Annotated in this window: 21 protein-coding genes; 1 reads left to right on the top strand and 20 read right to left on the bottom strand. The window is 34.5% G+C overall.

Going from position 1 to position 24,839, the window contains the following annotated elements:
• Positions 1–29: 29 nt before the first annotated feature.
• From ACEPXD_RS09440 to ACEPXD_RS09345, 20 genes are all read right to left on the bottom strand, one after another.
• Complete coding sequence (locus tag ACEPXD_RS09440; RefSeq protein WP_391122830.1) at positions 30–584, bottom strand: GNAT family N-acetyltransferase; 555 nt, start codon at positions 582–584, stop codon at positions 30–32.
• A 480-nt stretch (positions 585–1,064) separates the two neighbouring features.
• On the bottom strand, positions 1,065–2,021 hold the full coding sequence (locus ACEPXD_RS09435; RefSeq protein ID WP_391123130.1) for a tyrosine-type recombinase/integrase: 957 nt from the start codon (positions 2,019–2,021) through the stop codon (positions 1,065–1,067).
• Between the two features lie 228 nt (positions 2,022–2,249).
• Positions 2,250–3,359, bottom strand: coding sequence for a GerAB/ArcD/ProY family transporter (locus ACEPXD_RS09430; RefSeq protein ID WP_391122827.1), 1,110 nt, complete (start codon positions 3,357–3,359; stop codon positions 2,250–2,252).
• 28 nt (positions 3,360–3,387) lie between these two features.
• Complete coding sequence (locus ACEPXD_RS09425) at positions 3,388–3,615, bottom strand: hypothetical protein (RefSeq protein WP_391122824.1); 228 nt, start codon at positions 3,613–3,615, stop codon at positions 3,388–3,390.
• A 6-nt stretch (positions 3,616–3,621) separates the two neighbouring features.
• Positions 3,622–4,809: a Ger(x)C family spore germination protein gene (locus tag ACEPXD_RS09420; protein WP_391122821.1), complete on the bottom strand. Its 1,188-nt coding sequence runs from the start codon at positions 4,807–4,809 to the stop codon at positions 3,622–3,624.
• Between the two features lie 23 nt (positions 4,810–4,832).
• Positions 4,833–6,425 (bottom strand): spore germination protein, encoded by a 1,593-nt coding sequence (locus ACEPXD_RS09415; RefSeq protein WP_391122818.1) that lies wholly within the window; start codon positions 6,423–6,425, stop codon positions 4,833–4,835.
• 283 nt (positions 6,426–6,708) lie between these two features.
• Positions 6,709–7,998: a branched-chain amino acid transport system II carrier protein gene (gene brnQ, locus ACEPXD_RS09410; protein WP_391122815.1), complete on the bottom strand. Its 1,290-nt coding sequence runs from the start codon at positions 7,996–7,998 to the stop codon at positions 6,709–6,711.
• A 197-nt stretch (positions 7,999–8,195) separates the two neighbouring features.
• Entirely contained in the window at positions 8,196–9,560 is a 1,365-nt protein-coding gene (locus ACEPXD_RS09405) for a sigma-54 interaction domain-containing protein (RefSeq protein ID WP_391122813.1), read from the bottom strand.
• Positions 9,561–9,653: 93 nt separating this feature from the next.
• Positions 9,654–10,559 (bottom strand): aminoglycoside phosphotransferase family protein, encoded by a 906-nt coding sequence (locus tag ACEPXD_RS09400; protein WP_391122809.1) that lies wholly within the window; start codon positions 10,557–10,559, stop codon positions 9,654–9,656.
• A 55-nt stretch (positions 10,560–10,614) separates the two neighbouring features.
• The gene (locus ACEPXD_RS09395) at positions 10,615–11,421 is read right to left on the bottom strand and encodes a YitT family protein (RefSeq protein WP_391122806.1); all 807 of its coding nucleotides are present in this window, start codon (positions 11,419–11,421) and stop codon (positions 10,615–10,617) included.
• A gap of 233 nt (positions 11,422–11,654) precedes the next feature.
• Positions 11,655–12,458, bottom strand: coding sequence for a DUF4097 family beta strand repeat-containing protein (locus ACEPXD_RS09390; protein ID WP_391122803.1), 804 nt, complete (start codon positions 12,456–12,458; stop codon positions 11,655–11,657).
• Between the two features lie 580 nt (positions 12,459–13,038).
• The gene (locus tag ACEPXD_RS09385) at positions 13,039–13,242 is read right to left on the bottom strand and encodes a hypothetical protein (protein WP_391122800.1); all 204 of its coding nucleotides are present in this window, start codon (positions 13,240–13,242) and stop codon (positions 13,039–13,041) included.
• A 96-nt stretch (positions 13,243–13,338) separates the two neighbouring features.
• Positions 13,339–13,920, bottom strand: coding sequence for a lysophospholipid acyltransferase family protein (locus ACEPXD_RS09380; protein WP_391122797.1), 582 nt, complete (start codon positions 13,918–13,920; stop codon positions 13,339–13,341).
• Between the two features lie 221 nt (positions 13,921–14,141).
• Positions 14,142–15,452, bottom strand: coding sequence for an aspartate aminotransferase family protein (locus tag ACEPXD_RS09375; protein ID WP_391122794.1), 1,311 nt, complete (start codon positions 15,450–15,452; stop codon positions 14,142–14,144).
• 107 nt (positions 15,453–15,559) lie between these two features.
• On the bottom strand, positions 15,560–16,708 hold the full coding sequence (locus ACEPXD_RS09370; protein WP_391122791.1) for a CaiB/BaiF CoA transferase family protein: 1,149 nt from the start codon (positions 16,706–16,708) through the stop codon (positions 15,560–15,562).
• A gap of 89 nt (positions 16,709–16,797) precedes the next feature.
• Positions 16,798–18,051: an ArgE/DapE family deacylase gene (locus ACEPXD_RS09365; RefSeq protein WP_391122788.1), complete on the bottom strand. Its 1,254-nt coding sequence runs from the start codon at positions 18,049–18,051 to the stop codon at positions 16,798–16,800.
• 107 nt (positions 18,052–18,158) lie between these two features.
• The gene (locus tag ACEPXD_RS09360; RefSeq protein ID WP_391122785.1) at positions 18,159–19,511 is read right to left on the bottom strand and encodes an APC family permease; all 1,353 of its coding nucleotides are present in this window, start codon (positions 19,509–19,511) and stop codon (positions 18,159–18,161) included.
• Positions 19,512–19,746: 235 nt separating this feature from the next.
• Positions 19,747–20,403, bottom strand: coding sequence for a GNAT family N-acetyltransferase (locus ACEPXD_RS09355; RefSeq protein ID WP_391122782.1), 657 nt, complete (start codon positions 20,401–20,403; stop codon positions 19,747–19,749).
• 243 nt (positions 20,404–20,646) lie between these two features.
• Positions 20,647–22,068, bottom strand: a complete 1,422-nt coding sequence (locus tag ACEPXD_RS09350; protein WP_391122779.1) for an NAD-dependent succinate-semialdehyde dehydrogenase — start codon at positions 22,066–22,068, stop codon at positions 20,647–20,649.
• A 67-nt stretch (positions 22,069–22,135) separates the two neighbouring features.
• Positions 22,136–23,512, bottom strand: coding sequence for an aspartate aminotransferase family protein (locus ACEPXD_RS09345; protein ID WP_391122776.1), 1,377 nt, complete (start codon positions 23,510–23,512; stop codon positions 22,136–22,138).
• Positions 23,513–23,923: 411 nt separating this feature from the next.
• Here ACEPXD_RS09345 and ACEPXD_RS09340 point away from each other — a divergent pair, with 411 nt between their 5' ends.
• Complete coding sequence (locus tag ACEPXD_RS09340) at positions 23,924–24,835, top strand: LysR family transcriptional regulator (protein ID WP_391122773.1); 912 nt, start codon at positions 23,924–23,926, stop codon at positions 24,833–24,835.
• Positions 24,836–24,839 lie beyond the last annotated feature (4 nt).

Below are 24,839 nucleotides of genomic sequence, written 5' to 3'. Positions count from 1 at the left end.
TTGATTGATCTGAGGTCTCGTGTAGCATTCTACTTATCAAATTTACTATTCCAATCACTAGCTAACATTCCGTAAACCACATGATCCACATAATGATCATATAGCCACTCAGCTTCTCGTATACAACCTTCCTCTTTGAAATCTAGTCTTTCTGGTATTGTTCTACTCTTTTTATTTTCTACAGCCGCACGAATCTCTACTCTGTTCAATTTCAAGTCATTAATAGCATAATCAACAAAAGCTTTGACAGATTTCGTCATTAATCCTAACCCTACAAAGTCATTTCCAAGCCAGTACCCAATACTTGTCGATTTATTACTCCAATTAATTTGATGAAAACCTATCACACCAGCAATTTTATCTTCATACCAAATGCCAGCTTGAACTCCGTTATTCTCACTAAATTGTTTCATCGTGGATTGGATAAATCCTTGAGTGTCTGCTACAGACCTAGTGTAATCGATAAATGGTAGCCATTCTCTCAAGGTTTCGTTTGACTGAATCGTTAAACCGAACAAATGTTCAGCATCCCGTAAATCGAGCATTTTTAACTTTGTTTTATCATCAATTTGGTGTGTAAACATACTAATCAACCTCATTTTCTGTAATTTTTTGTTTTAATTCCCAAATAAATCTATGTAGGTATACAGCATTCTTACATTATAACAAATACTCTGATAAATGAAACAAGTAATTAGTTTACATAATATAATTATTATTAATTAATTCCTTTTATACTCGGTTTAGAAAGAAAATTAGAGTGAGAATAATACAGCAATCTATTGAGAATAAAGAGAAAAGGGCATTCTTTCCCATGTTTTTGAATGCTTTTTATCTAATTCCTCCCTACTTAGTTTTCAAAACAGTATTTGTACATCGCATTAGAATCGATCTATTACATAAGTTATTCCAATCAACAAAAAAGTGCTTGATTTCTAAGGTTCCCCCTTGAAACAACCACTTTCTGTTAGTTAATTTTATTTGTTTTTGTACTTACCTTACTATACAAGGCGTTTAGCCTTTATTAATCGTCATACATATTTAGTTTACATAATAAAATTATATTAAACTATTTGATTAAACGGATTGTTCTCAATTACTTGTTGAATTTCTTTATCTTCCACATGGGTATAGATTTGTGTAGTGGAAACACTGGTATGGCCCAAAATATGCTGTAAACTGCGAATATCAGCCCCACTCTTATACATTATAGTAGCCGATGTGTGTCTTAGCTTATGTGGTGTTAGTTTTTCTTTATTTAAGCCAGAGTCGTTGTTAATTTGTTTGATGATTTTCGCTACTGTTTGGCGAGTTAATCTTGTACCCTTTTGAGATAAGAATAGCGCTTCATTGGAGTGCGCACCTTGTATGTATTGTCGTTCTTTTTGCTTATATACTTGTAGAGATTGGATGCATGTATTGTTTAAAAAAACGGTACGCTCTTTGTCACCTTTTCCGAAAACATGCAATACATTCCCTTGGATCGACGTGAGATTTAAGTTGCATAGTTCCGAAACACGTAACCCTAAGTTTAAAAAGAACATAATCATACTATAATTGCGATAATAATGATTACTTCTCTTTATTCCTGCTATAAACATCTCCGCTTCTTGTAAATCCATATAGATTGGCTTTTTCTTACCAATTTTCGGGGTTTCCAACTCGTCAGCTGGATTATCTTCTATAAGCCTTCTTTTTCCTTTTAAATATTTGAAAAATGATTTAAGTGTCGCTGCTTTTCTTGCTCTTGTCGCTGCACTATTTTTCCGCTGAACCTCACAGTACTCTAAAAATAAATACATGTCTTCTAATGATATTTCTTTAATGAAATCTATTGTAATGTCTTTAATTCCGATTTCATCAATTTTATCAAGCTTAATATCCTCTTTGACTGCTTTTAAAAAGCGCAAAAACAGAGTGATATCATATTCATATTCTTTACGCGTTCTTAGTGATTTCCCTTTAATCGTTGTTAAATAGACTAAAAAATCCTTCAATATTTTAGGTAATTCTCGTTGCATATCTTTCACCTCGTATCTTCCTATTTTAACACAAAATAAGGTTCCCAAATATGTATTTGGGAACCTTATTTTTATTTATAATATTTTTCTAGATTTAGATTCTTTTTTAAACATGATATTACTATTTTCAAATTCGCTCTGAGAAGCTTTTAACTTTTCTGTTGTGAGTAATTGTACGTAACTCACCTCTCAATGCGAAAGCAAAATCGCAATAGAAAATGTATTACTTTAAGAAAGATCAGATTTTTTAAGTTGTTTTTTGCGGATTATATATACAATCGTTAGTAATAGAGGTATAAAAATACCAATAACTATGGAGAGAGAGGTACTTGTAGTAGCATCAAAATTTGCTTGAGAAATAAAGTTTGGAGCAATAATAACTGAAAGTACAATAATAATTATTCCTAAAGGATAAGTCATTGGACGATAATCTTTCAAATTAAATATTTGTGCCAACCCCATCGTTCCAGCATAAAAGTAGATAGAGGTTTTAATATAAAGGCATATAATCCATAATGCAGCCATTAGTACCTCAATACGATTTATAAAGTTACCTATATTTATTTGTCTCGCTAAAATGTAACTTGGATAAATTTGTCTAGCAGTTGTACTTGAACCCAATACAAAAATACATAAAACAGTAACAATAATAATAACGATGCCTCCAATAATATTTCCTAAAAAAAATGATTTTCTTCCTTTTTCATATTCGTTTATTAGTGAAGGAAAAATCATTAATAAAACAATAGCATTTACTGATGATATTACAGTTATCATTATGGAAGATTTCAATAGTGGTCCTAATTTGGAAATAAAAAATGGTTCAATGTTGTGAACATCAATTTCAGGAATTATAAATATGACTAAACCGATATAAAGGAATAGAAAAATAAATATCAGAATCTCTGCAGAACGTGCTACAGTTTCAAGTCCAAGCCGTATACCCATTATTAAGATGAAAGTCATTAGAATATTGACAACTACAATCGGTGTATTTGGGAACAATTGTGAAGCTAAAAATAATCCCGAATGACTTAATAGACTTGCTGTATATAATAGACATAAAGAAACAAATAGAGTTGCACTAAATTTACCAAACCACTTCCCCAAAATTTTTTCGTTAATTTGAACATAAGTGAGGTTTGGAAACCAAGCTGCTATTTTTGTGAAAAACCAGATGACCAAAATTCCGATTATTGTACCAATTATAGACGCAATCCATGCATCTTGCTTTGAATAAGCAGCCAAAGCAGATGGTAATTCAAGGATACTAGTACCTACTGTAAAAAAAATGACAAGTACTAGGAATTGAAATGAATTTATTTTAGTCTTTTGCATCCCATCACCTTTCTCGTCTCCTATTCTTTTAATGATTAGTTATGATATCATTTAATGGTTTTAATATGACTGTTAGAAAATCAACCGGATTTGGAATTTTTATATTAAATGCTAACGCCATTCCAAAACCTACACCAAGTGCAAGGAGTGCTGAAAAGATAATGAGTCCTATCTTATCTTTATTTTTTAAAAGAGCAGGAACTTCCAATTTTACGATGACTGCAGCGATTAATAGTATCCCTAAGCTATTTACCATATTGAATTAGTCCTTTATTTTTTCTTTGAAAGAATTATTGATTGCACCTATTAACTTAAGTTCAACATCTACTTTAATATTTACTTTTACATCTAAAAACTCTTCATCCCATTGATCTTTCACTTTTTCCCATGCTTTATGGTCATCATGATAAATAGCTGCTCCAAATCCAAAAATATCAACCCCTATTTCCTTCTGAACTTTTTTTATCGTCTTTTCAATGGAATCTTTTTCTTCTTTTTTGTATATTTTCTCTAATGCATGAAGTGATTCTTCTTTTGTAAGATCCATTTCGCATTCTATGGCACCTATATCTCCATCGACTTGAATATGGATATCTATTTCTGGTTTTCCTTTATTCATTTTTCCTTTCATTTTTGAATCAAATCGGTATACTTCAATGTTTGCTTTTCCTTTTTTAGGGCATGAAATAGTAGATACAGACCGCTTTATATGGTTAATAACACTATTATAACTTTTGGTATCGTCTTCACTTAACCACCCGACAAGCTTATCTCTTTTAAAAACAGCTAATCCATCGAACTTAATCTGTGCAGGAGGCATGATAGATTCTACATTCGATTTATCAGAGCCACTTTTCGGATCCCCCAAAATGTGAACGCCAGTTAACACTGGTTGTTTCCCTGTTTTTTCCAGGTCCGTTAAAAGTTCAATTAGTGTCACTCCAGTGGTATTTGCATAGGTTTTATCTGAATTAAGTAGCGTGAAGTGCATGTCAGATGCGGGTACGCTTTCTAATGGAGTTTGAACATTCAATATTTTTTCCGCAGTACTATCTTTGGCGATAGAAACATAAAAATCCCATCGTACTTCCCAGTTTCTTGCAAGAAAATCTAACGAATCCCCTATTCCTTCTCTCGCTAAAGATTCGCCGATGATTAACACTTGTAGATGTCCTAGGTAAATAATTCTTGGTGAAACTTTAGTAAGTTGACGAATAGCTTCATACACTGTGGTTCCTTTCCCTTGGAAAATCGTTATTTGAGAGTGACCTGCTCCACCTTTCGATGAAAGCTCAGATGGTACAGCTACTTGTGCAGTGACCAAGTACTCATCATCGATTTTATCAAGCCCAATTCCAACTGTAATTGCAAGCTCATTTAACTCTCGTTTATCCCAACATCCGGATAGGAAGAGAATAAGAATTAGTAGTATAAAGATGCCTTTTTTCACTTACACCCTCTCCTTAACTTATCCTAATCATCTTCACCCGGCTTTGGCGGAGTGTACTTTTGTCTTATAGTATTTTTCGATATTAAATTTGGGCGTGTCGTCATTTTCCATATTGGAACTCGAATAAATGCATCTTTTTGATCTGAAAGACTAAAAGGTGCTAAAGGTGACATATAAGGAATACCAAAAGAACGTAAACTACATAAATGTAAAATAAGTGCAATGAATCCTATCGTCATCCCATAAAACCCAAACATGGCAGCTAGTACAATAAATATAAAACGTAACATTCTACTCGCAATTGCAATATCATAGAGCGGAGAAACAAAACTGGAAATCGCTGTTAGTGATACAACAATTACCATTGCTGCTGAAATAATACCTGCCTCAACCGCTGCAGTTCCAACAACAAATCCACCTACAATGGACATAGCGGCTCCAACTACTCTAGGCATTCGTAAACCAGCTTCACGCAGAATTTCAAATGCAACTTCCATAATCATTACTTCAATAAATGCTGGAAATGGTACATTTTCACGTTGTGCTGCTAGACTCATAAGCAAGGCAGTCGGTATCATTTCCTGATGAAAAGTAATAACGGCAATATAAAAAGCTGGAAAGAGCAATGAAATCATAAATGAGAAATAACGTAGAAGACGAATTAACGTAGCCATTATTGCTCTTTGATAATAATCTTCTGTAGATTGGAAAAATTGAATAAATACAGCCGGAACCATAAGAGCGAATGGTGTTCCGTCTATTAAAATTGCGACTTTACCTTGCAAAAGTGCTGCGGATACAACATCGGGTCGTTCCGAATTAAATACAGTTGGAAAAGGTGAAAACTGTGAGTCTTGAATTAATTCCTCAATATAGGAACTTTCCAATATGCCATCGATGTCAATTCTGTCCAATCTCGAATTGACTTCCTTCACTATATCGTCCTTCGCAACCCCCTTAATATACATAACTGCAATATTAGTTTTGGAGCGTTTACCAATTACTTTGGATTCCATCCATAAATTCGGATCCTTAATGATGCGACGAACTAATGCCGTATTTATTCGCAAGTTTTCGGAAAAACCTTCTCTCGGGCCTCTCACTACACTTTGAGCAGTTGGCTCGGTTACCCCACGTTCTACCCAATGCTTATTACCGATAATAAAACCATTAGAATATCCGTCTACCATGAAAATAACGTCTCCGGATAATAGATGAGTGAATAGATCATCAAAATTGTTTAAATCTTTAATTTCTCCAACAGTCATTGCAAAGTCTTTTAATGTAGTTATCAAATTGGGATTAGGTGTTAAATCATCTTCTAATGCAGTTTCTTTAATATCTAACATTAATGTTTCCAATATAAAGTTTTGTAATGAAGATGCATCGCTCAAGCCATCTGTATAAACGATTCCAGCATTGATGCTTCCTTCTTTTCCAATTTTAATTTCTCGAATGATAATATCCGCGCTTTTTCCAAGAGTTTCTTTTACTTTTTGTATATTTTCTTGTAATTTTGAATTTAAAGATGTCTTATTTTCTAACTGCTTCACATCAGGAGTAGAAGGAGCAGGGAGATTTAACATAATACTATTTTTCTTCTTAAAAAAACCCATACGTTCCCTCTTTATCGATTATATTTGTGGCATCTTTTGTCATATGGAGTATTTCCAACCTTGATTGTATTTATACGTTTCTGAAATCTTAATAAATGAAAATAGTACTCTCAAGCTTAGATATTATAAGGAGATATAAAAAGATGTTACGGTTAAAAGAAAAAAACACCAAGAGTGATTAAACTCTTGATGTTTATTAAATATATATTATGTCTTATTTTTTCCGGAGAAATTTATAAAATATCTTGATCTAGAATAATTAAGTTCCCAAGTTACTCTTTTCTTAATTAGCTTCTTTTTGTCCTTTAAGTTTATGAATTAGCGTACCAACTATAAATCCGACTATAGCCGGTATTAACCAACTAAATCCATCTGAGGCTAGTGGTAACTTTAGTATTATGTCTTTTAAAACTGGAGTCTTTATCAAAGATCCAACTGTTTCCAATAAGCTTACGATAAAAGTTAATAATATCGCACCTTGATAAGAACCTGGATTTGGAACAAACTTTTGAAAAACACCTAGTATTACCAACACAATGGCAACTGGATATAATGCAGTAAATATTGGCATAGCATATGTAACAATAGCGCCAACACCTGCTGAACCTATTACAATACCTATAACACATATAATTGCAACCCAAATACGATAGCTGAGTTTGTTTTTTGTCAAATCATTCAAGAAATCTCCGATTACAGCAATTACACCAATTGCAGATGTCAAACATGCTAAGGCAATTGCAACTGCAAGAGCAACAGCGCCTATACCACCAAGTGAACGATCGACTAATAGGGATACTAATGCAGTATCTTCTATACCTGCTGGTGCAAACCCACTACCAGAAGCCCCGATAAATAGCAACCCACCATACACAATAAGTAATCCAATACCAGCTATAAGTGTTCCAGTTAAAGCCATCTTACGCGCTGATTTCCCTTTATACCCAAATGCAGCTATTGCAGCGATAAATATAGGAGCACAAAATATTCCTGTCACTACATCACCCGTTTGGTACGCACTAATAAATGCATTCGAAAATGAATTTTTAATACCCGTAACAACCGGAGTACCGATAGGATCAAAAATACCTTTTCCGACGATAAATAAAAGAATTACTACTAACACTGGTGTAAGTACTTTACCAATTTTATCGATTACATTAGACTTATCCATTGCAAAATAAAAACAAATTGCAAAGAATATGACAATGGTAACGATGGATGGAACACTAGGAAAAAGTTGATGAACTCCTAATTCATGCGTAGTTGCAGACATCCGTGGAATTGTGACAAACATTCCGATTCCGCCCATTAATAACAAGTTAAATACTTTATAAAACCAAGGACTTATTGGTCTAGTTAAATCTTCAAACTTTCCACCTACATTTATTATCGCAATGACTGATAAAAGTGGTAACACGATTCCTGTTATACAAAAACCAACTAATGCCACGACCCATTCAGTTCCCGATACATTCCCAATTGACGGAGGAAATATTAAATTTCCTGCTCCAAAAAATATAGCAAATAGCGCAAATCCTACTATTAAACTGTGTTGTACTGTTTTACTCATAAAATTCCCCTCTTTCATATATACCCAATTGAAAACCCTTACAAAACTAATGAAAAATAATCACATAAGTCTGTATGTGCGAAGTTAAGTTAAAACAATTGAACTGTTCTAATTGACCCCCAAGTTCTAATTTTATAATAATTAATTATGGGCAATAAAAAAAGGAGGTAAATTTTTCACCCCCTTTAATAATTTTTTTACCTCAATTCATACTTTTCCATTTTATATTTTAGCAACTGTTTCGAAATACCTAATCTTCTTGCAGATTCCGCTAGTTTACCACCAGTATTTCTTAGTTCCAATACAATTAAACTCTTTTCATATTCCTCTACTTTGTCTTTTAGATTTATATTGTTTTCTGGCTTATTTATAATCAATAACTTACTTGAATAATTTTTTATATTGGAAGGTATATCATTCAGGGAAATAATTTTTGTATTCACATTATTATATGCAGTTTCAATTGCATTTTTTAATTCACGCACATTCCCTGGCCAAAGATAGTCTTTAAATGTGTTTAATACATCTACGTCCATTTCTTCCACTTTCATTTGCATATGACGATTATAAAACTGGATAAAATAATTCGTAAGCGCTTCAATGTCTTCTTTTCTTTCTGTTAGTAAAGGTAAATCTAATCGAAAAACGCTTAAACGATAATATAAATCCTCTCGTAACATCTTCTTTTCCACTAATTGATCAGGATTCTCGTTAGTGGCTGCAATTACTCGAATGTTTAAATGAACATCATATTTACTACCTAGTCGACGAATAGTATTGTCTTCAATAACTTTTAATAATTTTGCTTGAAATTTTATATCTAGAGCATTCACTTCATCTAAAAAAATTGTACCCCCATTAGCCTTCTCTAATAGCCCAATAATATCTGGAGTTGCTGTTACCTTATCTTTTTCAGTACCAAATAGAATATGTTCCAGGAGATTTGTATCAATCTCTGCACAGTTTATGGAGATAAATGGTTGTGTGTAACGAATACTTAAATTATGAATAGCTTGCGCAACAATTTCCTTCCCTGTTCCGGTCTTTCCATAAATAAGCACGTTAGAGTCCGTGTTAGAAACTTTTTGAATTTTATTTTTAACTTCTTGCATGACTTTACTTTCAGAAACTAAGTTATCTATCGTATAAATGGTATTATTCTTTCGATATATTTTATTTTCTGCAAATTTCTCGAGCTTTTGCATATCTTGCTTTTGATAATAATGCTTTGAAAATTCAATAGCTCCTATTATAGTATCCCCTTTTTTAATTGGAAAAGAGGAACTTTTCGATATATAACTAAAACCATTAGTGGAAGTTAATTTTTGTTCCATATTCCACAATGACTCTCCTGTTTTTAACACCCTCATCAAAGTACTATCTTCAATAGATAAGTCTTGGTAAAAAGAGGTTACATGCTTTCTTAAAAACTCTTCCGGCTTTAATCCTAGTTGTTGTAAAATATTCAAATCGGCTAAATCGAAAAAAATGGTAATGCCGTTTGCATCGACTATTAAAACATTGTCGTAATCAGACAAATGATAAAGTTCGCTGAAATTCATTGATTTGTCCGTCCTTTCAATATCCACTCATCTTCTGTGCATAATATCTTGAAAAAAAAGGTTGATGATTAGTATGTAGTTCTGACATAAAAGTCAGTTACCTTCTATAAATCCCTCAAACCATTGTGCACACCTATATGTATTTTCCCATTCAGGGTCATTATCTTCTATTCCCCAACAAGTATATAAGGTAGACATAGCAACAGCAGCTTTTAAGAGTCGTTCCTTATTTAGTTGCATTTCTTCACAAAGTAAAGTGACTCTCTTTTCTAATAGTTGTCTTGGATTTGATTTGTTAAACAACTGATTTGTTAGAAATGAAATAAAATCAAAATAGTTGTCACCTATAACTCCTTTAGGATCTATTGCAAGCCATCCGTCAGTAGTTGAATATAATATATTTTCATGATGTAAATCACCGTGTAACAGATCATTATTTTCGGAAGAATTGGCTATTTCAACAAAATATGTTCTTGCAAGAAAAACAAAGTGATTGGGGATAGGACCTTCATTTGTTTGATATTTATCTTGATAACGATCGAACGCTTTCATCCAATCCGCTATAGACGGGTGATCCGCATTTTCTTCGACCGTTCTGCGAATAGCAGTCCATACATGCGCGAAGGTTTTCACAGCAAGTTGTTCTTCTACTTCTGTAAGCATCGTTCCAGGTTGTAAATGCTCTAACAGCATTGCTCCATTTTCAGAATCAGCCTTTATTATTTTTACACATCCGTTGCCATTATATGCTCGAAGAGTTCGTATTTCATTTCCAAAGTCGTAATTTGGAATTCCAAGTTTTAAAATTGCTCTGTTTCCACTCATATCTATTACTTTTAATACGTAATTATACGATAAGTTTTCTACTGCGCCATACGATTGAAGATCCCATTTGTCCAAATAAGTATGTACTAACGATTCTAGAGAGTCTAACCAAGCTTTTCCCACTTCACCATTCGCTCCAATAATTTTCTTCTCAAAAGAAAGAGGATATTCCATTTGTTTTACCTTCCCCTTATTTTCATGTTTTTAACAACCACTTTGTCGCTATTATTCAATTTCTAGCAAAGTTACCATCGACTTCTATTGTTTCAAATATGTTAATAAAGGCATGTTCATCATGCTTTCGGACTATTTGTTTGATTTGCATCGTTTCATATCGTGTGACAACCATCATTAAAATTTGTTTCTTTTCCCCCGTATAACCGCCATATCCATCTGTTATGGTAACTCCACGATAAATGTACTGTAATAAATCGGTTCGAATTAAATCCCCTTTTGTAGTAACGATCTGCATGGTCAACTTTTCATGATTTGTGTAAATTGTATCAATCATCTTGCCCGTCAAATAAATCGATAAAAGCGTATATAATGCTATCTCCCAAGAGAAAACTGCTCCTGATACCAGGACGATAATCCCGTTCATTCCTGTGAGTAGCAGTCCTACACTTATATTACTAGTACGTGAAATGATTATAGCAATAATATCCAAACCCCCGGAAGTGCCAGCGTACTTTAAAATAATACCTACGCCCAATCCGCTTATAATGCCGCCAAAAATTGTTGAAAGTAACATATTATCTGTCACAGCAACAACAGGTATCACAGATAAGAATACAGATAATGAAAATACACAAATTAGTGTGCTAATCGTAATTTTTTTTCCAAGCTTAAAGTATCCTAAAATAAGAAGCGGTAAATTAAGAACAAAATTCAATAAACCGGTATCAAAAGGAGTAATAATTCCAAGTAAAATAGCAATTCCACTAATTCCCCCACTAAGAATTCCTTGAGGAACTAAAAACAAATTAAAACCAAATGCAATAATAAGTGACCCAACAACAACAATTAAATTTTTCATAATGACCCCCAATTTAAATAGTACTAATGCGAAAGAAGAAAAAAGTAAGCATTCTAACGAAGATTAAAAATAAGCTTAGTATAATTTTACAGAAAAAAAACTCGTCCCTTATAAGGAACGAGTTTTTACTCCTATAACCACCCGTAGTTCAAATTTTAACATATTAAGCGTCCAATTAATAAACTATTTAAATTTAGAATTTTACGTCTATTATTAATAAAATGCTATGTTTTCTAATAAGACTTCTTTACAATTATTTTACCATTATCTATTTCTAAATTAATCAAGTTTACTCCATCTCCAAAAATTGTTCTTGTTTTTGTTTTTCCAAAAATATGGACACTACCGACATCTACTTTAGCTTGAATTGTGGCATTAGAAGGTTCTTTGTCGGTTTGAATTTGAAGTAATCCATTATCCGCTTTAAAATCAATAGATCTTTCCAAATTATTTGTAATTAAAACGATTCGTCCATTATCCGTTTCCGCTTTTAATTTACCTTCTACATTATCCATTAGAATTTGTCCGTTATCCGTTTTAGTAAAAACGGACTCTGAATTGATATTCTTTAGTTCAATGGAACCGTTGTCTGTTTCTAATTCCATATTTTTTACATTCATATTTTCAGCAACTATACGTCCGTTATCTATTTCTGTTTTTAGTTTACTGTAATTCTGCTCTGGGACATATACTTTTAATTTAATGTCATGTGAAGTTAAACCAAATTGAATAAAGCTCCATCTTTTTTCTTTTAACTCAACTACTAGTGTATCGCCTTTTACATCCGCATGAAAATTGTAATTGGATTTTTTTTTCATTTTTCCCGAAAACTTAGCTTTAGTTGCTTCGTTTTTCGTCGGAATAATTTCTACCAAAGCATTATCACTAAGAATATGAATATTTGTGAAAGAATTATCTTCCACTATAATTTCGTCTGATTTATTTACCAATGCGTCTTTTACATTTAAAATAATACTAACTGCTACGCCTGCTAATAAAATAAATAAGGATATAATAGCAATTTTTTTTATTCCCATCTTCACGATCCCCCAATTGTATGAACTACTTCTTACATCCTATTATACTGTACATACAAAACATTCATATGACCTCTAGGTGTGTTTTTTATCAGCCCTAAGACGTAGAAAAGTTATTATGGATAGAAGAACGTACGAATACATTGAGCTCAAATTGGTTGTCATAGTAGCAATATAAACGTATAATGAATTTATAGATTGAATAAAATAAAAAAGACCGAAAGATGTTGTACCATCCATCGGTCAGAGTAACAGAGGTCCCTTCAAGGGCTTCGACTTCTGAATGATATTGTTACCCATCCCTACGAGCCGTTAACTCAAGGATGGGTTATTTTTTTTTCTGGTTAAATGAAAGTATTAATACGATTAATGTTGCAAAAGCTATCGCAAACATTAATGCCTCGAATACTGTCATTGGCATCACCCCCTTTCAGAGGAGAGTGAGCCGACCACCCTTGAGTCACCTATTCTATTACTCTATAATTATACCACACATACGTTCTTATTTGAGAAAAAATACAAAAATTAGCTAGTAAAAGTCTTGCTGATAATTATCCTTTAATAAAGTCTTCACCATCATTTAGTAACTACTACCAGGTGGGTAATCTTTTACTTCCACCGCTACTTTATATCCCCTGGCCTCATAAATAGTACGCGCTTGGAATTCAAAAGTCAGCATGACATCCTCTATAGGCGGATGCTTTCCGGGGGTGAGCGATGTCTCATCTGTCTCACTCATCCCCCTGGAGTCGCCGCCTGTTGCTCCAGTCATTAAAATAATCATTGTTCGTGTTTTAATTTCATAAATACTATTTATGAAATTAATTCACTTATAAAAAACTTCTATGTTATTATCCATTTATTTTTCTCTATCTTTTTTCTATCTTTCTATTTGACTTTCTAATTCTAACGTTTTCTTATTCAATAGTTCTGTAAATGTAGCTAACCCTTCTTTACTATTTGTTTTCACATAAATAAGTTTTCCAAATAATATGGTTGCTTTTTTCATTTTTCGTAACTCTATTAATGTTCTCGAACCGACATATAATTCAGGTACGATCGGAGCACTTGATAAATTCCCAATTGTTACAGCACCTCTTTTTAATGGAACATCCTCTGCCGTTCTAGTTCCACTTGGAAAAATGCCAACAATTTCCCTTGATTTCAAAAGCTTTACTGGCTGCTTTATAGTACTAGGAGATGGATTTTCACGGTCAACCGGAAAAGCATTTATTTTTCGTAAGAACCACTCAATAATTTTGTTTTCAAAAAGCTCTTTCTTGGCCATAAAATGAATAGGTTTTGGCACGCAGATGCCGAGTATAACTATTTCCAACCAGCCTCGGTGCGTGCAAGTTACAATATATCCCTCATTCTCAGGTAACAAATGTTTATTTTTCACTTCAACTTTTCCAAATAAACGTACAACTAGTTTCGCAACTGTTAATGTAAAATGATACATAGTCATCACCTTTTTAATATCTAGTTTTAACACCTAGTACTAATTATGCTTTTAGAGAATTAAAAATACCAGACCCAAAATTGGCCTGGTAAAGACTACGCTTTTACTTCACAATATTGTGCTTCTTCTCTTGCTTCCGAATTTACAATAGTAGATTGATTTCAATAGATGGTGTTTCTGCTGAGGCCTCTTCACTATATTGTGTTACACTACATATCAAATTACACCGGACTTGCCGCTACCTTAATCTCTACTACTTGAATCGCTTTATCTAAAAGTTCTAATAAATCTCTTAACTCCTCTTGGCTTATTGATAAAGGTGGTGAAAATACGACAATATCTTGAGCATCTAATACAACAGAACGACATATTAATCCTAACTTTGCAGCCTCAGTCACTATTTGCGGAGCGAGTAGTCTTCCTTCATTGGAGATTTCTAGACCTGCCATTAAACCTAAGCCTCTTGCATCCACAATAAATGGATATTTCTCCTGCAATGCTTTTAACCCTTCTAAAAGCTCTAGACCTCGAACCTGTGAATTTGCTACTAAATTATCTTTTTCTATAATTTCAATGTTTTTCAATCCAACTGCACAGGCCATTGGATGACCACTATAAGTGTATCCATGCAATATCGTTCCTTCTGATAACTCAGAAAATTCTTTGTGCATTTTCTCTGATATCATTACGCCGCCTAATTGTGCATATCCACTAGTAACGCCTTTTGCAATGCACATCATGTCTGGTACCACATTATAATGTTCTATAGCAAAAAACTTACCTGTCCGTCCAAAACCTGTGATAACTTCGTCGGTTATCATCAGAATACCGTATTCATCACAAATTTCACGAATTTCTTTGAAATAATTATCCGGTGCAACATGCACACCTCCCGCACCTTGTACTGGCTCAGTTATGAAAGCAGCTATTGTTTCGGGACCTTCAGTTTCAATCAAATCACGTAGGGCCTGTATGGAGAAATGATCTACGAATAGAAAATCTGGTGCATTAGAATTTGTAAAGTCACGAAATGCTTTTAAACCTGTCGCACTTGTAGCACCGATTGCCACCCCGTGATAAGATTTCGTTCTTGAGATAATTTTCTTTCGGGAAGTTTCCCCTTTTAATATCCAATAATGACGAGCTAATTTATAGGCGCTATCATTGGATTCAGATCCGCCAGAAGTAAAAAATGTTGTATTTAAATCACCAGGTGCTAGTTCTGCTAATTTTTTTGCTAATAGAATGGCAGGCTCATTACTAAACGTTGCGAAACAAGAACTAAAGGCTAGTTTATTCATTTGTTCCTTCGCTACTTCACCAAGTTCTGTTCTACCATGGCCGATATTCACATTCCAAAGTGAAGACATACCATCAATTACCTTTTTGCCTGTAATATCATACAGATAGACACCTTTTCCTTCTGTAAAAATAAATGCCGGTCCATCTTCCGTCTTTACTGGTGAAGTAGGGTGTAGAAAATGCTTTTGATCTAACATTTTAAGCTCTTCAATAGAATAATTTTTTTCCATAAAAAATACATCCTCTCTTTTAAATGTCTTTAACTATACACTCAATTTATAAGTAATAAGCATCCTGTTTTGTTCTCCAGAAAATGAAAAATTCATTTCATGTTTCCTCATTTTATTCCTAGACGATTCATTATTTCCTCATTATGTTCCCCTGGATTCGGTGGATGATATTTGATTTGAACAGGTGTCCGTGAAAACTTTAGTGGACTTCCAATCATTTTAATTTCTCCTGCTGTTGGATGATCTTGTGTTATAAACATATCACGTGATTGAAGTTGTTTGTCTTTAACAACTTCATCTAAACTTTGGATTGGCCCGCAAGGTATGTTATTATTTCTGCACTGTTTCTGCCAATATGCAGTCTTTTTTGTTAAAAAAGCCTTTTCTAATAATGGAACTAATTCTTTTCTGTGTTTTACGCGATTTGGATTCGTTCTGAAATGTTCATTTGTACTATATTCGGGTTTTTCAAGTACAATACATAACGCTTTAAACTGATTGTCGTTTCCAACGGCGATGACCATTTCCCCATCTGATGTTTGAAAAGTCTGATATGGGACAATATTAGCATGATCATTTCCAAGAGCTGTAGGGATTTTTTCAGACATTAAATAGTTACTTCCAACATTCACCAAAGCGCTTACTGCTGAATCATATAGTGAAATATCTAACTTTTGCCCTTTTCCCGACTGGACGCGCTCCAGCAAAGCGGCTTGAATACCAATACATGCGTACAAACCTGTTAGAATGTCTACGATTGCAACACCTGACTTTTGCGGCCCTGATTCCTTAGTACCCGTGATACTCATCAACCCACTCATCGCTTGAATAATAAAATCATACCCCGGCATATGTCTCTCTGGACCCGTTTCACCAAAACCAGTGATGGAGCAATATACAATACGAGGATTGAGTTGAGACAATGTATCATAACTTAATCCATAGCGATTCATTGTCCCTGTTTTGAAGTTATGAATAATAACATCACTCTCACAGACAAGTTTTTTAATGATTTCAACGCCTTCTGCAGACTTTAAATCTACCGTAATCGCTTTTTTATTTCGATTGGCACTTAAGTAATAAGCACTTATATCATTTTGAAATGGTGGTCCCCATTTACGAGTTTCATCACTACCTCCAGGTGCTTCCACCTTTAAGACTTCTGCACCTAAATCTCCCAAAATCATAGTACAATATGGGCCCGCAAGAACTCGTGATAAGTCGAGGACCTTAATCTTGTCTAGTGCTCCAGCCAAGTATGCAACCACTCCTTTCTATTTCTAAATGTAAAAAAACAATTCAAAAAGATACAGATATAATAGAAATTTTCAAAATTTAACCATGATTAACTCTCGCTCCACTTAATAATATAATTTGCCAAAACATTCGTTACTTCTACTACGCTATCTAAATGAACACATTCATCAGGTCCATGCATATTTTCTCCAATTGGCCCAAAGCACACTCCTTGCTTTCCGTAATACTGAGTAAATCGTGCATCATTTCCTGAAGCTCTTCCAACCGTATTTACTTTATGCCCCATTACATCTTCTGCATTTTCGACAAATAATTTTACAAAAGGGACCGCTGGATCTTGATACCATGGTTCCGTTGACCATCCAAACCACTCTATAACAGGTGGGTTTTTATCCATCCACTCATCGCCTTCAACCGATTTCATAATAGTGTCATGTACTAGTTGCTTTATTTCTTTGCGAGTTTCACCTGGGATGAAACCAATTCTTCCTTGGAGCACCGCTTCCCCTGGAACTGTAGATACCCAGTCCCCAGCTTTCAGTACACCTAAGTTTAAGTGAACGGACTGTCCAGATCCCTTTTCAAATAAATCAAACTTAACATTTTTAGCACGCCATTCACTTAATTCATCCAGCGCACTTAGGATTTTCATCATTTTTGAAATAGCATTTATTCCTTCATGCGCTAAACCAGCATGTGCTGTTCTTCCCTTTACGTACACTTGGAAATACATAATACCCGCATGACATATTGTCATATTCAAATTATGTGGCTCTGTTGAAATATATCCATCCGTAATGAAGCCTTCTTCTAAACATGCTAAAGCACCACCACCACCACCAGCTTCTTCTTCAATAACTGAATGTAGTTGAACATCACCAGCAATTGGATAACCTAAATCAATTAATGTTTTTAATGCGAACCAATTTGAGATAAGTCCTGCTTTCATATCGGCAGAACCTCGACCGTATAACTTGTTTCCAATAATTTCTCCACTCCAAGGATCCATCGTCCAGTTTGAATGAGGCTCTGGAGAAACAACATCCACATGCCCATGAATGGTTAAAGACTTACCATTTGATACACCTTTATGTATTCCAATAATATTTTTTCGGCCTTCAAACGGAATACCTGAATCTATAAACGCTTCATGAGCAGAAACTTTTTCATATTTTGGTTCAATCGCTTGAATCGTCAAGTTAAGCTCTTCATATTTTTTCTTCATGTATGCTTGCATTTCTTGTTCATTGCCAATAACGCTTTTAATACGTACCACGTCTTGAATTATTTTAAACAATTCTTCTTTGTTTTCTTCTATATACAGTCGAATTTTTTTTTTCAAAGCAATCACTCCTTTATTACTTCTTGTTTCACTACAAAGAGGAAGATTTTCTAAGAGATTATCTTCCTCTAAATAGTTATTTCAAAACCTTAACCTACTTTAATAATCTATTTTTCTATTGACTCCAAGTCTTCAATAGAGTCCATACTTCCAAGTTCTTTTTTAAAGAATCTTGTTATAAATAGCATATAAATGATTCCTACTGTAACCCACACGATACCGCCTATAAATGCATCAGCGTGAAGATGATACCAAAGAACTCCAGTAGCTATTGCTCCTAAAGAAGGCATAATTAGGTACTTAAACGTTTCACTACCTGATCTCCTTTTCTGACGAATATAAAAATGAACAATAACAGATAGGTTAACGAATGTGAATGCAATTAATGCTCCAAAGTTAATGACTGAAGCAATTAATTCTAAATCTGGTCCGATTGCAAATAATGATATAATTCCAGTCAAAACAACTGTAAAGACAGGTGTTCTAAATTTAGGATGTAAGTATCCGAAAGTTTTTTTGGGAAGTACACTATTCCGGCCCATAACGTACAACAAACGAGACACACTTGCATGGGATGCAAGTCCTGACGCTACCGTAGCTGCGAAAGCTCCTGCAAGGAAAAATAGCTGGAAGAACTTCCCTCCAACATACAATCCAATTTCCGGCAACGTATCATCTACAATTTTGAAAACAGTAACATCCGGGAATAAAGCTTGTGTAAAATAAGATGCAATAAAGAAAATAACTCCACCGATTAGAACTGTTAGAAGAATTGCTCTTGGAACTGTTGATGTATCTTTTGCTTCCTCCGTGTACATTGTTATAGCATCAAAACCAATAAACGAGAAAGCTACTACCGTTGCCCCGGTTAAAACGGCTATTATCTTCACATTTTCATGCGATAGCGGATTAATCGTGAATAAAGTACCATCTCCCATACCGTTATATAGCTGTACAGAAGCAAGTATAAGGAAGATAACAACTAAACAAATGGTGAAAACTACTAGTATAAAGTTTAAGTTGGATGTCGATTCCATACTATAAGCATTAATTGCAGTAACTACAATGACATAAGCAAAAACCCAAATCCAAACAGGTACATTCGGAAACAGAGATTCCATATAGATTCTAATAATTAATGCATTAACTAAAGGTAGTAATAAATAATCTAATAATGATGCCCATCCTACGAGGAATCCTAGGTGAGATCCCATTGTTTCCCGGGTGTATGTATATGCTGAACCAGCAACCGGAAATACCTGTACCATCTTTCCATAACTAATTGCCGTCAATACCATTACTACCAAGGCGACAAGATACGCCAATGGTACAACTCCATTGGTTAATCTTGATACAATTCCGAATGTATCAAAGACCACTGTCGGCGTCATGTAGCCTAATCCAAGTGCAACAATTGCCCAAACACCTAATGATCTTTTGAGCGTTGTTTTATCTGTCATTTATTTATCCTCCTTACATATTTTTAATTGCCTAAGTAATGTTTTCAAACTACGGTTACAAATCAATTTGGAAGAGTGCTGCTTGTTAGGAAGTGAGATTCATTTTCAATCGATTTTTTTGAATAGATAGATAGTTGGGAGCGCTTTCATTCATGGGGAAGTTGAAAAAACACAGTTAACAAAGGGCATCCCCCTGTTCGCCTACTAGAATAGGCGAACATAACTGACATTAGACTCATACTAATTTTTGCTTGTAATCTGGATTTCTCCATTCTAAAAGTGTTGCATATTCTAATGACTCAACATCACCAGGTAAATAGCCTGGCATTACTTGATTTAGCTCGAATCCGTTTTTCATCTGGAATGTTAATACAGGATCATATATTTTTCCTTTCATTACTTCTAGTGCATACTCTTCTGCACTCATCTGTTCAGCATATTTATAGTAAAAAGGTATACGACCACCAACTAAGATACTTTCTAAGTTAAGTTTTTCACATACTCTTTTTCGACCATCATACAAATGACGCCCCAAATGCAACCCTCTAAAATCTTCGTTTACTCCAACTTCAATACCATATAAATTTCTACCATTAGGGTTATGATTGCGAATAAATCCTAAATCACAGATTTCGAAATAGGAGTGACTATCTCCATAATCTTCAAAATTTACAATTAGACTTAAAGCGGTTCCTACAATTTTACCGTTATATTCTAGACAAATTTGACCTTCAGGAAACAACTCAATCTGACTTTCAAAATGCTCATATTTTAATGACATATCAGATCCAAAACACTTCATAGAAAGTGCGGCAACATCAGCAAGATCTTCTTTTAAAATATTGCGTACAACTATTTCTTGTCCATTATTTTTAAAATGTACTTGTGGCATAATAAATTCTCCCTTCTATTTATTACTGGAGTCCCCCCCTGTCGCTCCAATCAATAAAATAATCCTTGTTCCTGTTTTAATAATTAAATGCTATTTATGAAATTAACTCACTTCATTAATTGTGAAGACTTAAACCACATCCTGTAAAAACTAAGCTTGTGAGAAAGTCAGTTTTTTGGAAGAATGTAGATAAGTCTACTACAATATATTTAGTCACCTAGATTAGTAACAAAATTGGTTTGATTACTTTATATAGATCGATACAAATTTCTTCTCCAAGTACTCTTCAAGGCCGTACCACCCGCCCTCATTCCCCATTCCACTTTCCTTCATGCCACCAAATGGAGCTTGTACAACCACTGGAGCTGGATCATTAATGCCAACAATTCCGAACTCTAAAGCTCGCATCATTCGTAAGCCTCGACCAATGTCTCTCGTGTAGCAATAAGCTGCAAGACCATATTCAGTATGGTTTGCTCTTTCAACTACTTCTTCTTCCGTCTTAAATGTATAAATTGGTGCAACTGGTCCAAATGTTTCTTCTGTCGTAATCTGCATATCATCACTTGCAAATTGAATAACAGTGGGCTCAAAGAAGTAACCGCTTCCATTATTTAATTTAAATACATTTCCACCTGAAATAACTTTACCATCATGTTTCACGGCGTCCTCTACTTGACTTTTCACTTTTTCGAGAGCTGCTTTATTAATTAATGGACCGACATTTACGCCATCTTCTAGTCCATTTCCTACAACTAATTTAGATACTTTTTCAGCTAACTTTCCTGAAAATTCATCAGCTACAGTTTCTGCTACGTAAATCCGATTTGTACTAATGCAGGTTTGACCTGAGTTAATAAACTTAGACACTAAGATACCATTAACTGCAGCGTCAATATCTGCATCCTCAAACACAATATAGGGTGCGTGTCCCCCAAGCTCCATTGACATTTTCTTCACTGTATCAGACGAATCACGGATAAGTTTTTTTCCCACTCGAGTCGATCCAGTGAATGTGATTTTACGAACATCTGGATTACTCGTCATCTCATTCCCAATTTCTTCGGCTGGGCCAATTACCAGGTTTGCAACTCCAGCAGGCAGCCCAGCTTCATGGAAGCATTCGAAGACTTTTATCGCTGAAAGAGGAGTTATATCAGCTGGCTTTAAAACAACGGTACAACCCGCAGCAAGTGCAGGTGCGATTTTTCTTGTAATCATAGATAACGGGAAGTTCCATGGTGTAATTGCTGCACATACACCTACAGGTTCACGAATTACCATTAAATGTTTATTCGAATCAGATGCCGGAATTGTTTCCCCATAAATTCTCTTAGCTTCCTCTGCATACCATTCTAGATAACCGATTGCACCGGCTACTTCGCGAGTAGCATCAGGTAAAGGTTTACCATTTTCAAGGGTAATTGTTTCAGCTAATTCTTTTGATTTTTCTTTCATTAATTGAACTATTTTAGACAAGTAGTTGCTTCGCTCAATCCCAGTTGTCTTACCCCACAATTCAAATGCTTTCTTCGCACTTTCGATTGCTTCTTTTGTTTCAGTTTTTCCACCTGTAGCAACAGTTCTAATTACTTCTCCTGTTGCAGGATTTGTTACATCTAATTTATTTTCGGTATCTCGCCACTCACCGTTTATATAAAGCACTAGTAAACCTCCTATTGATTTAATAATATTCAACACGACTAACTCACTTTTTATAAATATGAATTGCTCAGTTGAGTGAGCTTTTAAAAGCAGTAATCGCATCGTCTATAATTTGAATCATCTTTTCGATTTCTTCTTTGTTAATAATCAGCGGTGGCGCAATTGCTACAATTTGGTTATTCGCTCCAAGCGCTCTTAATATTAAATGACGATCGAAACATGCATCAACTACCGCATTTGCTGGGAATACAGTTGGATCAAATAGTTTTCCACTTGCTGGGTCTTCATAAAGTTCAAATGCAGCTAACAGACCTATAGCTCTGCAATTTGTTACAATGCTATGTTTTTCAGATAAATAATCTAACCCAATTTTCAGTTCTTTTTCCATTTCGTTTACATTGTCAATAATATTGTCACGCTCTAGTATTTCGATGTTTTTCAGACCAATCGCACATGCAGTCGGATGACCACTGTATGTGAAACCGTGTGGTATAACAGCATCAAAGTTAGCAATTGTTTCTCTAATTTCATCATTCATCATGACCCCGCCAAGTTGTGAATAACCGCTCGTAATTCCTTTAGCAATTGACATCATATCAGGAACAACATTCCAGTTGTTTACACCAAACATTTTTCCCGTGCGTCCGAATCCACAAATAACTTCGTCTGCGATGAAAAGGATATTGTGCTCGTCACAGATTTTACGAACTGCTTCTAAGTAACCTTCTGGTGGAATATTAACTCCGCCCGCACCTTGCACAGGTTCAATAATAATTCCAGCAATCGTATCTGCACCTTCTCTTTCAATTGTTCCACTGATTGAATCGGCATAGTTTGAATCATTTTTATCACCTAACTCACTTTTTATGAGGTGTGCTGTTGCACGGACAACTCCGTCAATGTTTGATCCCGAGAAATTGTGGTACGCTAGTAGACCTGTAGCTGTTTGTGCTGCTACTGTTACACCGTGGTAAGCATTAGTTAGCGCAATGAACTTTCTTTTAGCCGGTTTTCCTTTAAGCTCCCAGTAAAAACGAGCTAATTTAATTGCTGTATCATTTGATTCAGATCCACCTGAAGTGTAGAATACGCTATTTAAATCTCCTGGTGCTAGCTCTGCTAATTTTTCAGCAAGACGAATTGCTGGTTCATTTGAAAAACCTTTAAATTGTGATGTATAAGCGAGTGTAGCTAATTGACTATTACCTACTTCAGCTAGCTCGTGGTTACCATGTCCTAAGTTTACGTTCCAAAGCATGGACATTCCGTCGATATATTCTACGCCATCCGTACTTGTAACATTAATTCCCTTACCTTCAGCAAAGATAATAGGCGGTCCATTGTCAATAAGAGCCTTCGGATTTGTAGCTGGATGAAGAAAGTGCTTTTTGTCCAGTTCAGCTAGTTCTACAGTTTTTGATTGTTGAGTAATTTTCGTTGTCATTGTTAAAACCTCCATTTATATAATTATATGCCTAAAAATAGAAACTAATGAATTAGCTATCATTCTCTACTAGATATTTAGCAATTAAGAGGAAAAGTTAATTTTCTTATTCTATTAAATTAAGACTTGCATTTAATAGTTAATTAAGTTGTACATTACCTATCTTTCTAATAGATTTTCCACTAAAATTGTAAACGTTTACATTTCTATTTTTACTACATTGGTAAAATTATTACTTACAGATGTAAACTATTCCATAACAAAATACTAAGATAAATCGGGCTAGTAATTAAAATATTTGGATTATTCAATATTTAACTATCAGTATATCTTTACTTATTTATAATGTAAATTATATAATATATATGTCTTTCATATCTTTTATATATACTAAAAGAAGGAGTTATCAAAATGAATCTTCATCGTTTACGTTGTTTTATTAAAGTTGTTGAGGAAGGCAGTATTACGAAAGCCGCTACTTCACTGCAAATGACACAACCCCCCTTAAGTATATTGATTAGGAAATTTGAAGAGGAATTAAATGTCACTTTATTTAACCGCTCAGGAAGACATTTGGAATTAACACCTAGTGGGCAATTTTTATACGAACAGGGGAAAGAACTAATCGATATTTCAGATAATACTGAAAGGGATTTAATTGAGTATCATGAGGGAATTAGAGGTACTGTGAAATTGGGATGTATAACATCCGCAAGCCTATTTATATTGCCTACCGTCTTAAAAAGACTTCAAGTGGAAACACCTAAAATTGTTACACATGTACGTGAAGGAAATTCATCTTATATACTTGAGGAACTAAGAAGTCTCACAATCGATATTGGAATTGTACGGACTTCAGTCAGAGCGGAGGACATTCATACTTCAACTCTTCTAACTGAACCTTTACTTTTGGCTCTTCCCCCTAATCACTATCTATGTGAAAAAGATTTTATTGAGATAGCAGATCTTGAAAACGAACGATTTCTTTTACCGACAACTTCTCATGGACAAGGCATTGCAGATGATATTATTGAGGCATGCCAAAATAGTGGTTTTACGCCTAATGTCGTTTACTGGGGGACGGAAACATTACCTATGTTATTGATGGTAATGAGAGGTGCAGGAATTTGTTTCGCACCTAGCTGTTTTAAGCTATTTAATTCACCTGAATTACCAGTACTTCGGCCACTAGTAAGTCCAGTGCTACAAACAAAACTAAGTGTAGTCACACTTCGGGACCGTTACGTTTCATCAATTTCCAAACGATTTCTTGCTATTACCGAGGAAGTTGCTCAAAAAATGACTAGCATACCCAAAGGTTAGTAAC

It is taken from the genome of Psychrobacillus sp. L3 (assembly GCF_042945595.1).
Classification (GTDB): Bacteria; Bacillota; Bacilli; order Bacillales_A; family Planococcaceae; genus Psychrobacillus.
The sequence above is the reverse complement of the archived record's forward strand: the minus strand, read 5'-3'. Positions and strand labels throughout refer to the sequence as shown.

What these genes read in the sequence shown, in the direction of transcription:
- ACEPXD_RS09440 (WP_391122830.1), bottom strand. Translation starts at nt 584, where the DNA reads ATGTTTACACACCAAATTGATGATAAAACAAAGTTAAAAATGCTCGAT.
- ACEPXD_RS09435 (WP_391123130.1), bottom strand. Translation starts at nt 2,021, where the DNA reads ATGCAACGAGAATTACCTAAAATATTGAAGGATTTTTTAGTCTATTTA.
- ACEPXD_RS09430 (WP_391122827.1), bottom strand. Translation starts at nt 3,359, where the DNA reads ATGCAAAAGACTAAAATAAATTCATTTCAATTCCTAGTACTTGTCATT.
- ACEPXD_RS09425 (WP_391122824.1), bottom strand. Translation starts at nt 3,615, where the DNA reads ATGGTAAATAGCTTAGGGATACTATTAATCGCTGCAGTCATCGTAAAA.
- ACEPXD_RS09415 (WP_391122818.1), bottom strand. Translation starts at nt 6,425, where the DNA reads ATGGGTTTTTTTAAGAAGAAAAATAGTATTATGTTAAATCTCCCTGCT.
- brnQ (WP_391122815.1), bottom strand. Translation starts at nt 7,998, where the DNA reads ATGAGTAAAACAGTACAACACAGTTTAATAGTAGGATTTGCGCTATTT.
- ACEPXD_RS09405 (WP_391122813.1), bottom strand. Translation starts at nt 9,560, where the DNA reads ATGAATTTCAGCGAACTTTATCATTTGTCTGATTACGACAATGTTTTA.
- ACEPXD_RS09400 (WP_391122809.1), bottom strand. Translation starts at nt 10,559, where the DNA reads ATGGAATATCCTCTTTCTTTTGAGAAGAAAATTATTGGAGCGAATGGT.
- ACEPXD_RS09395 (WP_391122806.1), bottom strand. Translation starts at nt 11,421, where the DNA reads ATGAAAAATTTAATTGTTGTTGTTGGGTCACTTATTATTGCATTTGGT.
- ACEPXD_RS09390 (WP_391122803.1), bottom strand. Translation starts at nt 12,458, where the DNA reads ATGGGAATAAAAAAAATTGCTATTATATCCTTATTTATTTTATTAGCA.
- ACEPXD_RS09385 (WP_391122800.1), bottom strand. Translation starts at nt 13,242, where the DNA reads ATGATTATTTTAATGACTGGAGCAACAGGCGGCGACTCCAGGGGGATG.
- ACEPXD_RS09380 (WP_391122797.1), bottom strand. Translation starts at nt 13,920, where the DNA reads ATGTATCATTTTACATTAACAGTTGCGAAACTAGTTGTACGTTTATTT.
- ACEPXD_RS09375 (WP_391122794.1), bottom strand. Translation starts at nt 15,452, where the DNA reads ATGGAAAAAAATTATTCTATTGAAGAGCTTAAAATGTTAGATCAAAAG.
- ACEPXD_RS09360 (WP_391122785.1), bottom strand. Translation starts at nt 19,511, where the DNA reads ATGACAGATAAAACAACGCTCAAAAGATCATTAGGTGTTTGGGCAATT.
- ACEPXD_RS09355 (WP_391122782.1), bottom strand. Translation starts at nt 20,403, where the DNA reads ATGCCACAAGTACATTTTAAAAATAATGGACAAGAAATAGTTGTACGC.
- ACEPXD_RS09345 (WP_391122776.1), bottom strand. Translation starts at nt 23,512, where the DNA reads ATGACAACGAAAATTACTCAACAATCAAAAACTGTAGAACTAGCTGAA.
- ACEPXD_RS09340 (WP_391122773.1), top strand. Translation starts at nt 23,924, where the DNA reads ATGAATCTTCATCGTTTACGTTGTTTTATTAAAGTTGTTGAGGAAGGC.